The 13,311-nt window shown below is 64.3% G+C and carries 12 protein-coding genes and 1 pseudogene; 6 read left to right on the top strand and 7 right to left on the bottom strand.

Annotation, left to right across the window (positions count from 1 at the left end; genetic code table 11):
• Window positions 1-120: 120 nt before the first annotated feature.
• From ROP_RS15495 to ROP_RS15515, 5 genes are all read right to left on the bottom strand, one after another.
• Entirely contained in the window at window positions 121-1,023 is a 903-nt protein-coding gene (locus tag ROP_RS15495; RefSeq protein WP_012690334.1) for a LysR family transcriptional regulator, read from the bottom strand.
• A gap of 117 nt (window positions 1,024-1,140) precedes the next feature.
• Window positions 1,141-2,736, bottom strand: a complete 1,596-nt coding sequence (locus ROP_RS15500) for a tripartite tricarboxylate transporter permease (RefSeq protein WP_012690335.1) — start codon at window positions 2,734-2,736, stop codon at window positions 1,141-1,143.
• A 15-nt stretch (window positions 2,737-2,751) separates the two neighbouring features.
• The gene (locus tag ROP_RS15505; protein WP_063721419.1) at window positions 2,752-3,303 is read right to left on the bottom strand and encodes a tripartite tricarboxylate transporter TctB family protein; all 552 of its coding nucleotides are present in this window, start codon (window positions 3,301-3,303) and stop codon (window positions 2,752-2,754) included.
• The gene (locus ROP_RS15510; RefSeq protein ID WP_012690337.1) at window positions 3,284-4,309 is read right to left on the bottom strand and encodes a tripartite tricarboxylate transporter substrate binding protein; all 1,026 of its coding nucleotides are present in this window, start codon (window positions 4,307-4,309) and stop codon (window positions 3,284-3,286) included. The genes ROP_RS15505 and ROP_RS15510 overlap by 20 nt, the downstream gene beginning before the upstream one ends.
• A 35-nt stretch (window positions 4,310-4,344) precedes the next feature.
• Window positions 4,345-5,136: an RraA family protein gene (locus tag ROP_RS15515; RefSeq protein ID WP_012690338.1), complete on the bottom strand. Its 792-nt coding sequence runs from the start codon at window positions 5,134-5,136 to the stop codon at window positions 4,345-4,347.
• A gap of 166 nt (window positions 5,137-5,302) precedes the next feature.
• Here ROP_RS15515 and ROP_RS15520 point away from each other — a divergent pair, with 166 nt between their 5' ends.
• Complete coding sequence (locus tag ROP_RS15520; RefSeq protein ID WP_012690339.1) at window positions 5,303-6,250, top strand: LysR family transcriptional regulator; 948 nt, start codon at window positions 5,303-5,305, stop codon at window positions 6,248-6,250.
• Between the two features lie 1,046 nt (window positions 6,251-7,296).
• On the opposite strand, the pseudogene ROP_RS45260 reads toward ROP_RS15520, so the two are convergent.
• Window positions 7,297-7,403, bottom strand: a pseudogene (locus tag ROP_RS45260) (FadR family transcriptional regulator); the annotation flags it as partial.
• 170 nt (window positions 7,404-7,573) lie between these two features.
• Between ROP_RS45260 and ROP_RS15525 the strand changes: the two are divergent.
• Window positions 7,574-8,536, top strand: a complete 963-nt coding sequence (locus ROP_RS15525) for an NADP-dependent oxidoreductase (RefSeq protein WP_012690342.1) — start codon at window positions 7,574-7,576, stop codon at window positions 8,534-8,536.
• A 441-nt stretch (window positions 8,537-8,977) separates the two neighbouring features.
• Here ROP_RS15525 and ROP_RS42620 read toward each other — a convergent pair whose 3' ends face one another.
• Entirely contained in the window at window positions 8,978-9,244 is a 267-nt protein-coding gene (locus ROP_RS42620) for a hypothetical protein (RefSeq protein ID WP_231868926.1), read from the bottom strand.
• A gap of 69 nt (window positions 9,245-9,313) precedes the next feature.
• On the opposite strand from ROP_RS42620, the gene ROP_RS44145 reads away from it, so the two are divergent.
• The 4 genes from ROP_RS44145 to ROP_RS15545 all read left to right on the top strand — a co-directional run bounded on the left by ROP_RS44145 (window position 9,314) and on the right by ROP_RS15545 (window position 13,311).
• Window positions 9,314-9,538, top strand: a complete 225-nt coding sequence (locus tag ROP_RS44145) for a toxin-antitoxin system HicB family antitoxin (protein WP_231868927.1) — start codon at window positions 9,314-9,316, stop codon at window positions 9,536-9,538.
• Between the two features lie 288 nt (window positions 9,539-9,826).
• Window positions 9,827-10,825 carry an alpha/beta fold hydrolase gene (locus ROP_RS15535; protein WP_012690344.1) on the top strand — a complete coding sequence of 333 codons (999 nt, stop codon included), beginning with the start codon at window positions 9,827-9,829 and terminating at the stop codon, window positions 10,823-10,825.
• Complete coding sequence (locus ROP_RS44820; RefSeq protein ID WP_080512483.1) at window positions 10,728-11,258, top strand: nuclear transport factor 2 family protein; 531 nt, start codon at window positions 10,728-10,730, stop codon at window positions 11,256-11,258. The genes ROP_RS15535 and ROP_RS44820 overlap by 98 nt, the downstream gene beginning before the upstream one ends.
• Before the next feature lie 652 nt (window positions 11,259-11,910).
• Window positions 11,911-13,311 (top strand): MFS transporter, encoded by a 1,401-nt coding sequence (locus ROP_RS15545; RefSeq protein ID WP_043824819.1) that lies wholly within the window; start codon window positions 11,911-11,913, stop codon window positions 13,309-13,311.

Genomic DNA, 13,311 nt, shown 5'->3' on the forward strand with positions numbered 1-13,311 from the left:
GATCTCCTGTGATGTGAAGCCCAGCTGCGTCTTACTGGTGCTGCACCTCACACTATTTTCGAGTTCCCTTCGGTACAACCGGCATTGGGCGATAGCTGCATCGGAAATTCCGATAGTTTGTCAGCTGGCGCGGCGGCGGAGTTCGGCACGACCCAGCCGTGCGTTGTGCAGCAAGGTGCGCACCGCCGGTGTCTCGAAGGTCGGGCTCCACGCGAGTTGCAGCGCGACCTTGCGCACCGCCCCGGACAAGGGGACGAAGACGACGTCGTCGCGGGATCTGTCCCGGAACGACTCGGGTTGAACCGACACCCCCAAACCCGCACCGATGAAAGCCATCTGGGTTTGCATGTCGGAGCCCTCGATCATCTGGCTGGGCACACAGTCGTGCTGGTGGCACGTTGAGATGAGCTGGTCGTAAAAACTGGGGTTACGACCCCGGGGCCAGAACACGAAGGGTTCACCGTTGAGGTCGGAAAGGGACAGCGTGTCGGCTTGCGCGAGGCGATGATCCGAGGGCAGGACGGCCCACAGCGCCTCTTCCATCAGCGTTTCGACCCGCAAGCCGCGGCGCCTGACTAGGCCGCGCACGAACCCGACGTCGAGCTCACCGGCGACGAGCTTGCGTACCTGCACCTCGGTCGAGAGGGTGTGTATGCTCACGGCGAGATCGGGGGACGCTCGAATCAGTCGCCGCAGGATCAGGGGGACGGCCCGGTGCAACGCCGGCCCGACCGCTCCGACTCGCAACTCCCCCGATTGTCCCATCGAGTGCTTGCGGACGACGTCTTCGAGTCGGCTCAATTCGGCGATCGTGGTTCGGGCTCCCGCCAGCAGCGCTTCCCCTGCGGAGGTGAGGCGCACGCTGCGGCTCGATCGAAGGAACAGTTCGGCATCGAGATGCTTCTCGAGCAGGCGGACCTGTTCACTGATCGTGGACTGGGCGACACCCAGCCGTGCGGCCGCCTTACTGAATTGCTCGTCCTCGGCCACCGCTATGAAATATCGCAACTGCCGCAACTCCATTGACCACTCCTTCCTCTCTGCGCTCTCCAGGTACCGGGCAGTCCTTCTGGCTCGTGCCCAGTACCTGGAGGGATCGGAACGGTCTTGGAGAACTGGGTGGTGGAGGACCTGCGGCCGCTATTTCTTCTCGACGAGACGGTGCTGCCCGGCGGAGAGTGCGCTGCCGTCCGGAGCGGACGGCCCGTTCTCCGGAGCCCTCGACGACTCGGATGAGACGGCGCCACCCCTTTCGCGCTTGGCTCGCGCCCGGAGCAAGCTGGCCACGGAGTAGAAGATGATCGCGGCGACGAGCAGCAGGATCGTGAGCGAACCTGGTCTGGTCACGAAGATGTCGAAGCTGCCTCCGGAGAGGATGAGCGACTGACGCAACGCAGATTCGAGGATTTCCCCGAGGATGAATGCGAGGACCATAGGTCCGAGCGGGAATCCCCACAACCGCATCAGGTACCCCACGACACCGAAGGTGATGGCGACCCACATGCTCCAGGTGTTGTTGTCGATCGTGTAGAGGCCGATGAGGCTGACCGTCACGATCAGTGGGGCGAGCACGCTGAACTTCAGGCGCAGGATCTGCACGAAGACACCGATCAGCGGCAGGCTCAGGATCAGCAGGACGATGTTGCCGATGTACATCGACGCGATGACGCCCCAGAACACGTCCGGGTGCTCGTCGACCAGCTGAGGTCCGGGTGTGATTCCGTGGACGAGCAGGACACTGAACAGCAGGGACACTGTGACGTTGAACGGGATCCCCAGGCTCAGCAGTGGCACGAACGCCGAGGTCGAGGAGGCATTGTTGGCGGTCTCCGGTCCGGCCACCCCCTCGATCGCTCCCTTCCCGAACTCCTCGGGATGCTTGGCGACCCGACGTTCGACGCCGTAGCTCACCAGCGAGGACACGAGACCGCCACCGCCGGGGACCAGCCCGACCAGGGTGCCGAGCACCGACCCGCGCCCGATCGCACCGCGGCTGCGACGCAGATCCGCCCGGGAGGGAAAGACCTTGCCGATCTTGGTGGTGACAGCGTCACCGTCGTCCTTGGATCCCGGGCGCAGGTTGTAGAGCACCTCGCCGATACCGAAAAGTCCGAGCACAATGGCGACGACCTCGAATCCGTCGACCAGTTGCAGGGAATCACCACTGAACCGCACGGCGCCGGAAATCGGGTCCAGACCGACAGTCGCCAGGAACAGTCCCGCACCGGCGGCGACCATTGCCTTGGGGAACGACCCTCCGCCCAGGTAGGCGATCAGCATCAGCCCGAAGATCGCGAGGGTCGCATACTCCGGTGGGCCCAGGTGCAGTGCCAGGTCGGCGAGGGCGGGGGCGAAAAAGGTGAGCCCGACCAGGGCGACGGTCGCACCGACGAAGGACCCGATCGCCGAGATTCCGAGAGCCGGCCCAGCGCGTCCGCGGCGGGCCATCTCGTACCCGTCTATCGCGGTAACCACCGAAGCAGCCTCACCGGGCAACCGCAACAACACGGAAGTCACGGTGCCGCCGTACATGACGCCTGCATAGACGCCGGCGAGGAGGATGATCGCCGTTGCCGGCGACATGGCGTAGGTGAAGGGGATGAGAATGGAGATGGTGGTGATCGGGCCCAGCCCGGGAAGTACCCCGACGACGATGCCGAGAATGCAGCCAAGAAGCACGGCGAGAAGATTGATGGGTTCGGTAGCAACGCTGAACCCGTGCAGGATCGCATCCATGAGTCTGTCCTTCGGTCACGGAATCGCCGTCAGCGGCGCCGGAAACGGCGTCGAGATGAGGACTCCGAAAAGCAGATAGAGCGCTGCGGTGCCGAGCACTGTCCAGATCACCACGGAGCGCCAGGGGAGTTTGCCGAGCAGTCGAGTCCAGAGCGCGAACACCGCGATCAGCGCAACGATGACGCTGACGAAGCTGAACAGCAGCACGAACAGGATTGCCAGCGCGACACCGAACGCGGGCCGAGCCGATCCCCGCAATGATTCGACACGCTCCCCCAGTGCCGTCTGGACGATGGTGGCCACGCCGGCCGCCGTCATCAACGCACCCGCGGCCAGTGGCCACAACCCAGGCCCCGGGGTGCCGAGCGTCCCCACTCCGAGGTCGATCGCAAGCCAAATCGCGATCACCCCCAGCAGGGTCACCCCGGAATGGACGAACAGGGATGCTTTCAGACCGAACAGATCCTTCGTCACCTCGACCTCGCTCGGCTCATCGAGGGTCCGAACGACATCGTTGTGTTCGCGCCGTTCGGCTTCTTCGATCCGATCAGATGAGTCCAGCTTCATGGAGCACCTCTCCTGTCTCGGAGTATTCGCGGGCGATGTCCGCGCGGTACTCCTCCGGGCTCCCGAAATAGGGTACGGCGCCGGTCAATTCGATCTGTTTGCGGATCTCCGGGTCTTCGAGTGCATCCCGGATCGAGTTGGAGATCTCGCGTAAGTAGGGGTCGGGAAGATCTTTCGGAGCGATGAACCCTGACGTGATGTCCGTCGCGACGTCGTATCCGGATTCTTTCAAGGTGGGCACGGAGGCGTACTCGGCACCCTTCACGCTTCCGAGGTTGGCGAGAATCCGGAGGTCGCCGGAGCGAACCGAGGCGGCGAAACCGGACGGGGAGCCGGCTGCCCCTTCGACGTTTCCGCCGAGCAGGGCGGTCACCGCCTCGGCGCTGCTTTCGAACGGAACCTGGGTTGTTTCGATGTCTGCTGCTGCATCCAGCTTCTCCATGGCCAGGTTCGCTGGATTCCCAGCGCCGGTCGAGGCGTATCGGAACGAGCCCGGATCTTCTCGCACACTCGCGATCATGTCGCCCACCGTCTGCCAGGGCGAGTCTGACGGCACAGCCAGCACGATCGGTGCCACCGCCACACGGGCGACCGGCGTCACATCCTCAAAGGAGTAGACCGTGCGACCGTAGTGCGGCTGCACCGTCAGCGGCCCACCCGCAATGAACCCGAGGGTGTACCCGTCCGGGCTCGCAGCGACGACTCGGGTGGTGCCGATCGTTCCGGCACCACCCGGTTGGTTGAGCACCACGAGTGGTTCGTCACCGAGACCTTCGGCGACCGGCTGCGACAGCGAGCGGACCATCTGGTCCGTCGCACCGCCGGCCTCGTAGGGAACGACGACCTCGATCGTGTCCGAAGGATACTTCCCCGCGTCGACCGGACCGGAGCCGGAGGCCCCACCCGGGCCGACAGAACACGCCGTCGACACGGCTGCGACCGTGGCGAGCGTCGCCCACGACAGGACCGCGTGAGATGCGCGCGGTCTTTGGTGTATTCCGAGCATGCGAACTCCGTTGTTCGTCAGATTGAACCGTAAGCTCAGCTGTAGCGCTTACGGAAGAGGGGACGCAACTGATCGATGGGGGCACCCTCGATGATCATCTTGGCCATCGTCTGCTCGGCTTCCGCAATTCTCTCCACCTCCCTGATCACGTACTCTGCATGTTCGAACGGCACCACGCATACGCCGGAGTCGTCGGCGACGATCAGGTCGCCCGGTTCCACCCGAACGTCGTGCAACGTGACCGGCCCATTCATTTCGATGGCCTCGATCCGGAACTTTCCGGTAATCGGGGTCACGCCGCTGCTCCACACCGGGTACCCCATGTCGCGGATCGATCCGGCGTCGCGGATTGCGCCGTACACGATGCTGCCGGCGAGACCGCGCGATTTCGCAACGGTGCAGGACTGCGCGCCCATGTTGGACACCGAAAGGTCTCCGGCGGTGTCGGTCACCAGGACGTCGCCTGCCTCGGCCAGGTAGTAGATGTCGCGCGTGGACATACGAATGAAGTCCTTGTCCACATACCCCTGGGTCGGCGTCTTGCGCTCGACGAGATTGCGGATGGTCACCGCGGGGCCCACGATCCGCTGCCCGGGAGCCAGTGGCTTGAGGAACGAGGCGGGAACCGCACCGATGATGCCGAGTGAGTCGAGCACGTCCGACACCGACGTCGTCAGGTCCTCGATTGCGAGGTAACGATCGACAACCTCCTTCGGCACGCGCGGGAACTTGATCTTCTTGATCCGCTCACGATCGACGAGACCCCAGATGCGGCCTTCTGCAAGGTATTCGTCGTACTCGCTCGCGAGAGATTCCGTCGTAGTCATTGAGATATTTGTCCCTTCAGCGGTTGGCTCGCCCAGTTGGCTAGATCACTTCAACCAGACAATGTGAGCGTAAGAGCCGGGAATTCATAAAACAATGCCAGATTTAGGCATGCATTTATTATCAATATCTATATGCCCGGTCCGGCGACTCAGACACAATCGATGCATGATGAACATCCGCGACCTGCAGTACCTCACAGTGCTGGCCGACGAACTGAGCTTCAGCCGCGCCGCCGACCGGTTGAATATCTCGCAACCCACCCTCAGCCAGACCGTCAGGAAGCTCGAACGGCACATCGGTGGGCCGCTTGTGGAACGGACGACGCGGCGGAGCCGACTCACGCCAGCCGGCGAGACCCTGGTCGAAGGATCCCGGCAGCTACTGGCAGATCTGCTCCGCCTCGAGCAGGTCACCCGAGACGCGGCCGCCGGGCGCACCGCAGCGCTACGAATCGGTGCGGTGAACCCAGCGATGAGGCTGCTCATGCCCCGAATCCTGTCGTCTGTTCGCGCCGAGGTTCCCGACGTGCGAATGACATTGCACCCCATGAACAGTCACGCTCAACTCCGTCAGCTGATCGACGGACAACTCGAAGCCGGGATCCTCCGCAGCCGCAGCACCCCAACGGGTCTCGCGGTCGACACCCTCATGGACGAGCCGCTCTACGCGGCCGTCGCCAGCTCGCACCCACTGGCAACTCGCGGCCTGGCCTCAATTGCGGAACTCAACGACGAGGACTTCATCATGGCTCCGCGCGATCGGAACCCGGTCTTCTACGACGAACTCCTGCGCCTTGTCACCGACAATCAGTGCTCCCCGAGACGAATCGTCGAAGCTGACGATATGTGGGCTCAACTCGCGATGGTCGGCGCAGGCGCCGGGGTCGCCGTCCTGCCACTACTGTTCGTCGATCACACTCGGGACGACATCGTATTCCTCCCCCTCGACAGGAAACTGGGACTGGGGCTCCCTCTTGTACTCGTCTACGCACCCAACTCTCCGTCGGCAGCACTCACCGCAGTTCGCCGGGCCGCACGAGCAGAAGCCGAACACCTTCTCGAAGCTCATTCGCAGCAGTCAACTGAACCGCAAGCACCTCGCCAGATACCATGACCGGCGCCAGCCAGCCGCCCGGGGTAACAACCTCTCTGCGACCATGCTGATGGAGCATGGCACGCAGCCCTTCGCGTTGGCGGATTACGTGTACCCCTTCGAAAACAAAGTGCAACTCGTCATGTTGCCGACCGCCGCGGCATCGCTCGCCGCAGTCCGCGACCCTCGCCGATTCCTGGGTACCGACGATGTGGGCTTCCCCATAGCACCGGCCTCGGCGAGCACGCCTGGTACCGGGCAGAGGGCACAGGGCACAGGGCACAGGGGCCGCAGAACACCCATCAGGCCATGCCGACGCCAGGCTCAGTCCAGTGTCCTCACATCAGGTCCAGAGCCCGTCAAATCAGCGGAGAGCCGTCACCGGTGGTCGTCGTCGCGGTACTGCTCGGCGACCTCGCCGACATCCCGAGCGAGCCAGGTCAGCTCCCCCACCGCCGTATCCCCGAGACGGCACCAGATCCACCAACCGGCACTGCGGCCCGCGGACACCCGCACCCGCCACCGCGCTGCATCACGTCGAGAATTCCGCAGTCTTGAGGACGCTTCGGGACGATCCGCGGTCGCCACGCCTGCTCGAACCCCTTCGATCTGCAGACGGATACGTTGCTACACAACAGAATCACAGCACGGAGCCTCACCCCGACGATCGGCAGCGCGGGCACTGCCGGACGGAGCAGAACACATCGTTTTCGACATCGCCCGCAGACCTACTCCGCCACCCACATACGGTTCGGTGCGGTCGCGGCGGTAGTCCCGGTCCAGCAGATCGGGTGCCGCGATGTGCCGAGGATTCTTCTTCGTCGACCCACCCATCCAGCCTTTGCGCAGGTAGGCACCCTGAGGTTCCACTTCAGATCGGCCCCTTTTCGCGGATTCATACCGCTGCGACCGGCCAGTACGTTCATCGACCGCGCCAAAGACGGCGCGCTCAGGACTGTGTGCGAGTGGAATCTTCCGCGGCCGTGTGTGCTTCACGCTCCCGCTCTTGATGCTCGATCTTCTCCGGCAGAACCGAAGACGTTCAGCATTTCGGCGACCGCGACCTACCGCCCCAGCAGCCCGCCGATGTCGGTGCGTGCCCGCACGAACGTCCCCGACCCCCGCCGGATCTCGGAATGCCCGTCGACGCCAGCGTCTTGGTCCGCCGCCGTACTGACGGCCGGACTTGTTCCCGCTTGTAGGGTCTGCGGGTGGCTTCTTCGAGAAGCTGCGACGAGGGTGTTTCTGGTTTGTCTCACGGTTTGGCCACCGCATGTCTGTCTCAAATTCCTGACATCTCTTCTGCCGTCACCGGCGTGACAAAGGCCGGAGAGGAAGAGGAACATGGAAGAAATGAAAGCGGTGCGGCTCCACGCCTATGGCGGACCGGAGAATCTCGTCTACGAGGATGCCCCCCGTCCGGAGCCTGCCGAGGACGAACTCGTGGTGCGGGTGCATGCTGCGGGGGTCAACGTGTTGGACTGGTTGCTGGGCGCGGGCGGGTTCGAACACTTTCCCGATGTTCCGCTGCCGTGGATTCCGGGGTGGGACATCTCGGGAGTAGTGGAAGTGGTCGGTAACGGCGTCAGCGGATTCCAGCAGGGCGACAGCGTCTACGGAATGGTTCGGCTGCCCGAACCCGGCAACGCCTACGCCGAGTACACGGCAGTCCCCGCCAGTCAGGTCGTCGCCAAGCCGCCCATCCTGGACCACATACAAGCGGCGGCGGTGCCGATGACCGGATTGACGGCGTGGCGGGCACTCGTCGACGAGGCCGGTCTCCAACCAGGGCAGCGCGTGTTGATCCATGCCGCCTCGGGCGGTGTCGGCCATCTGGCCGTGCAATTTGCGAAGGCCCTGGGAGCGCACGTGGTCGCAACCGCGTCCGGCTCCAACCGGGAGTACGTGAACTCGCTCGGCGCTGACGAGTTCGTCGACTACCGCGAGCAGCGGTTCGAGACGTCGGTGGCTCCGGTGCACGCCGTGATCGACACGGTCGGCGGCAAAGTCCAACAGCGATCCCTCGACGTGCTGAAGCGAGACGGGGTTCTCGTCGCCCTGCCAACAGAGGTCCCGGACGAGGTCAAGGCCGACGCCGAGCGACGCGGTATACGGACGCGATACTTCAGTGTCGAGCCGAACGCTGACACGCTGACCAAGATCTCCAGGCTCGTCGATGACGGCAGAGTGCGGCCCACGGTCAGCTCGGTGTATCCCCTCGCCGAGGCGCAGGCTGCCCAGGAAGAGGGCCGGGCAGGACACGTCCGAGGGAAACTGGTCCTCGACGTAACCACGGTTGCTTCCTGACCAGCGTGCTCCGGGACGGGCGCCGGCTGCTGCCCGCAATGCGCTGGGCGCCTGTCTCGCCCCGGTGAAGGTTCCGCAAAAAAAGCACCTACTGTTGCCAGCCTGCGTTGGGCGTCGACCTCATCCTTGGGCAGTGTGCGGTCGCTGAACTCTGCCAGTGGGTGCTGGTCGACGGATAACGTTGATCTGTAGGCAATCGAAGCCTAAGGAGTCGCCGTACGAAAGCCTCTGTTGGTTGCCCCCGGAGCAGTCGTCGTCACCGGCGTTGTGGTTGGCAGGCTCATCAACAACGCCGCAGCGCCCTCACTTCCATCCGACAAGGACCGCAGTTCCATGACCGACAACTCGAGCGCACCCGAAGAGGACTGGAACGAGACCGATCCCAAAGAACCCATCATTGGTGGTCGTCCGCCTCAAACAATCGACGATATGGCTCGGGATTCACTTGCCGGCCAGAATCCCGATGCGAAATTCCAAGATGTGGGTGGCGTCCCAGTCGGCGACGTCGGCAAGTGTTCCGTGGAACAGGAAGTAGTCGCGGTTCGGGATCGAGATCTTCGGCGTCGGATCGTCGGCGGTGAAGCTCGGCCACCCGTCCCAGATGTAGAAGTAGCAGTCATCAGGTGTGCCGGTGTAGTGGGCGAGCTCGGCCAGGACGACCCCGAGCTGTTCGTTGTCGGACAGCCCCCGTCGGATCGCGTTGGGCATCGCCTTCCGTTTGTGCCGGATAGGCCGGGTCTGGGATGAACCGTAAGCGTGCATACTTGTCGAAGGCAGGTGCACCGGACCCTGGCAATCGAAGCTGAAGAGCAGGGTGTCTCGCTCAACATGCTGGTCAACCAAGAGATTACGGCTCCGACTGCGCCTCGATCAGCAGCGGCCGGTGCAGCCCTGACGGGAGATCACCGGCAAAGCTCTGTACAAACCAATGGGCGCACGGGGAGGGCCACGCCTCGCGAGTTCCGGGAGTTCGAAAAACCACCAGCGAGACAGTTTGGCTGACAGCGCGCCGGCGGATAGGGGGATTCCGCTAGCCGATCCACTTTCGGGACGAGCCGCCGGCGGCCGGCGGCATGCCCTGGTGCCGACTCCTCCCGGTGCGGGTTCCCGATTCACGAACCCGTAATTACCGGTAACCGGGCGCACAGGGGTCCGCCCCGGATAAGAAGTGGTGTCGACGAGGCGCGATGGCGACGCGATTGTGGAATCCGCGGCTCTCGTGATGGACCGCTATGACCATCGTCGCCCCCTCCGGCTTCCGAATACCATGGGAAGGAGGAAGGGATCATTGTGCGATACGACGACTGGGGCGTCCGGTCGCAGCAGTGGGCGGGGCTGCGCAGCGTGTCGACGAGCGTGTGCGGCGTGCCCGTGCACTATGTCCGAGCGGAGCCCGCGTCGAGCGCGCCGCCCGACGCACCAGTTCACCTGCTGGTGCCCCCGATGACCGGTAGCGCGAGCATGTGGATCGATCTCGTCCCGCACTTGCGCCAGCTCGGGCCGGTGATTTCCGTCGACCTCCCGGGGACGGTCGCCGGCCACACCGGTGATCCATATCGGCATGGGCCACGCGCGGACCTGGACGCGCGCTTCGTGTCGGCCTTCGCCGGGCAGCTCCGCCTCGAGAGCCAGGTGGTGCTGCACGGCTGGTCGACGGGTGCCCTGGTGGCCGCGCTGGCCGCCACGAGGATGCCCGAGAAGACTCGGGGAGTCGTCTTGGTGGCCCCGGCGCTGCCCTGGCGCCGGACGTCACCAGCCGAGGCGCTCGGGTGGCAGACGCTGGGACGCCTCGCCGTCGCAGTCGGCCCGCCGACGACACGCATGGTGCTGCGGCTGGCGGGTCGGCGCATACTGGACGCCAAGCGAATCGCGATCGACGACGCGGGCTCCATCTCGGGTGGCCGGACCGACTTCATCGGTGGAGACCCGGCCCGTGTCTCACGAGCGCAGGTCGACCTGTGGCTCGATGGCCTCGAGGCGGCCCGCGAGCACCCGGAACGGCTCGCGGGCACGGCGACGGCGTTCGCGTCGATCGTCAAGGCCATGTTCATCACACAGCGGCCGACGAACGAGGCACTCGATTCCGTGCCGGTGCCCGTACTTGTGCTGTGGGGCAGGGACGATCACCTTGTCGACCCCACCTCGCTCACCCAGCACGCCCAACGGCCGGGCTGGACACCCCGACCCATCGATGACGTCGGCCACCTGCTTCCCGTCGAGGCCCCTGACCTCTACGAGCAGGCCGTCTGCCGATGGCTCGAGGTTCCCGGATTCGGACGCCCTACGTAGAGATCTGAGAACATTGGAACGCCCCCTCGCTAGGATCAAGCCCGTGACAGACGGGCCTGCGCCGGATCCGGTGTTCGTGGCTGTTCGGTTCAATGAATGCATTAATCGGCGAGACCCCGACGCACTGTCTGAGTTGATGTCCGATGACCACACCTTCGTCGATACCGAGGGTGGCATCATCTCGGGTAAGAAGCCCTGCCTCGACGCGTGGCGGGTGTTCTTCGCATCGTTCTCGGACTACCGCAACATCTTCACGTCGGTCACCGCGCGGGGTGATGTCGCCACGGCCGTCGGGCATTCGGTTTGTTCGGAGCCGGCATTGGCTGGGCCGACGCTGTGGACTGCGGTGGTCAGGCACGACGAGGTTGCCGAGTGGCGCGTGTACGTCGACACGCCGGAGGCCCGCGCTCAGCTCGCGATAGAGCAGGATTGAAAGGTCTGCCTACCACGTCGCCGGCCTTGGCGGCGACCGGGCACCGCGTGGTCGCCTTGGACCTGGTCGGGCATTCGATCTTCAGCTAACCCTTCGGTATAGAGCGGGAGCTCTCACAATGTAGGGCACACTCGGCCCCGGTCATCGATCGTCAACCGGTGCTCCGGTAGGCGTTCGGTCTACGCATCTCTTCGCGAAACGGGCCGTCGTTCCGACTTACTCTCGGTCAATCTCCTCGCTGACACCGGACCGTTCCAGAAAGGCCCCTCGCGTGGCGTGTGATGCCATACGTATCGCTGAGCTGGCCGAGGAGAATGAGCTGGCCGGCCCGGTTCGACACTGGCTCGCCGACGCTGGATGGACCATCACGCCCGATCTTCTCTGCCCCGACCACGTCTGAGAAGTAGCTCAGGCTACGAATACTGCAAGGTTCGAATACCGCCCTACCGCCAACCATGGGTGGGCCTGGCCAATGCCGGTTCGTGATATCTCGATGCCGGTTCGGAATGTGCGTTCGGGGATGCCCGGACGCAACGGAGAGTCGTCTAAAGCGAATGTAAGGAACGATCCCCTTCCCTTCCCTACCGCTGTGAGGACAGCCACATTGGTTTCAGTGCCTATGCACGATCACAGCAGTCGAGGAAGGAACATCATGCGACACACGACTTCGAACCCAGCGTCGTCGACCGGCGAGAGGCGAGTCGTCGCGAACGTGGTTCGCGGCTGCATCGGCAACCTCGTGGAGTGGTACGACTGGTTCGTCTATGCAGCGTTCAGCGTGTTCTTCGCGGCATCGTTCTTCCCGCAGAGCAGCACGACCGCCCAGTTACTCTCCACGGCACTGGTTTTCGCCGTCGGGTTCCTCATGCGCCCGATCGGCGGCTACATCCTGGGCCGATACGCGGATCGCTACGGGCGGAAGAACGCGCTGACATTGTCGGTGCTCATGATGGCGGCGGGATCGCTGATCATCGCCGCGACACCGAGTTTCGAGGCGATCGGGATGCTCGCCCCGGCGCTGCTGGTGACGGCGCGGCTGATTCAGGGACTGTCCGTGGGAGGTGAATTCGCCTCCAGTGCGACGTATCTCTCCGAGGTCGCGACACCCGGCCGCCGCGGCTTCTACTCGAGTTTCCAGTACGTGTCGATCATTCTGGGTCAGCTCGCCGCGCTCGGTGTCCAGATCATCCTGCTGCAGCTTCTCACCATGGATCAGATGCAGGCCTGGGGGTGGCGCATTCCGTTCGTCATCGGTGCGGTCGCTGCGGTGACGGTGATGCTCTTCCGGCGTGGAATGGACGAGTCGGACCAGTACAAGGAGGAAGCGGCCGAGATCGCGGCCGAGAAGGCGGCCGGCGCGAAGCCGTCGGCCAAGCGCGGCACTCTCCGCCTGCTGCTGCAGTACCCGAAGCAACTCGCGATGGTCTTCGGCCTCGCCATCGGCGGCACGGTCGCGTTCTACACGTACACCACCTACCTGCAGAAGTACATGATCAACACCTCGGGGATCGCCCCGGAAACGGTGGCCTGGATCAACTTCGCCGCGCTGTTCATCTACATGCTGCTCCAGCCCGTCGCCGGACTGATCTCCGACCGCATCGGCCGCCGCAAGGTCATGCTCTTCTTCGGCATCAGCTCCACCGTGCTGACCGTGCCGATCCTGACCGTGCTCGGCAACACCACCAACGCATTCGTCGCGTTCGGCCTGATGATGACCGGACTGGTCATCGTGACCGCCTACAGCGCGCTGAGCGCGATCGTCAAGGCGGAGCTGTTCCCGACGAAGGTTCGCGCACTCGGTGTCGGCCTGCCGCACGCGATCACCGCCGCCCTGTTCAGCGGCACGGCCGAGCCGCTCGCGCTCGCCCTCAAGCAGGCCGGGCACGAATCGGCATTTTTCTACTACGTGGTCGGCTGCTCCGCGCTGACCCTGGTCGCAGCACTGTTCATGCCCAAGGGCAAGGGCGCGACCGCCCTCGACGCCGCACCTGCAACCCAGGCACGCGACGGACGCGAGGAGGATCGCGACGACCTCGAACTCGAGCGTGTCTGA

Source organism: Rhodococcus opacus B4 (assembly GCF_000010805.1).
Lineage (GTDB): Bacteria > Actinomycetota > Actinomycetes > Mycobacteriales > Mycobacteriaceae > Rhodococcus_F > Rhodococcus_F opacus_C.

Coding starts and splice junctions, on each gene's coding strand:
- ROP_RS15505 (WP_063721419.1), bottom strand. CDS start 3,303: ATGAAGCTGGACTCATCTGATCGGATCGAAGAAGCCGAACGGCGCGAA.
- ROP_RS15520 (WP_012690339.1), top strand. CDS start 5,303: ATGATGAACATCCGCGACCTGCAGTACCTCACAGTGCTGGCCGACGAA.
- ROP_RS15510 (WP_012690337.1), bottom strand. CDS start 4,309: ATGCTCGGAATACACCAAAGACCGCGCGCATCTCACGCGGTCCTGTCG.
- ROP_RS42620 (WP_231868926.1), bottom strand. CDS start 9,244: ATGCCCAACGCGATCCGACGGGGGCTGTCCGACAACGAACAGCTCGGG.
- ROP_RS44820 (WP_080512483.1), top strand. CDS start 10,728: ATGACGTCGGCCACCTGCTTCCCGTCGAGGCCCCTGACCTCTACGAGC.
- ROP_RS15515 (WP_012690338.1), bottom strand. CDS start 5,136: ATGACTACGACGGAATCTCTCGCGAGCGAGTACGACGAATACCTTGCA.
- ROP_RS15525 (WP_012690342.1), top strand. CDS start 7,574: ATGGAAGAAATGAAAGCGGTGCGGCTCCACGCCTATGGCGGACCGGAG.
- ROP_RS15545 (WP_043824819.1), top strand. CDS start 11,911: ATGCGACACACGACTTCGAACCCAGCGTCGTCGACCGGCGAGAGGCGA.
- ROP_RS15500 (WP_012690335.1), bottom strand. CDS start 2,736: ATGGATGCGATCCTGCACGGGTTCAGCGTTGCTACCGAACCCATCAAT.
- ROP_RS15495 (WP_012690334.1), bottom strand. CDS start 1,023: ATGGAGTTGCGGCAGTTGCGATATTTCATAGCGGTGGCCGAGGACGAG.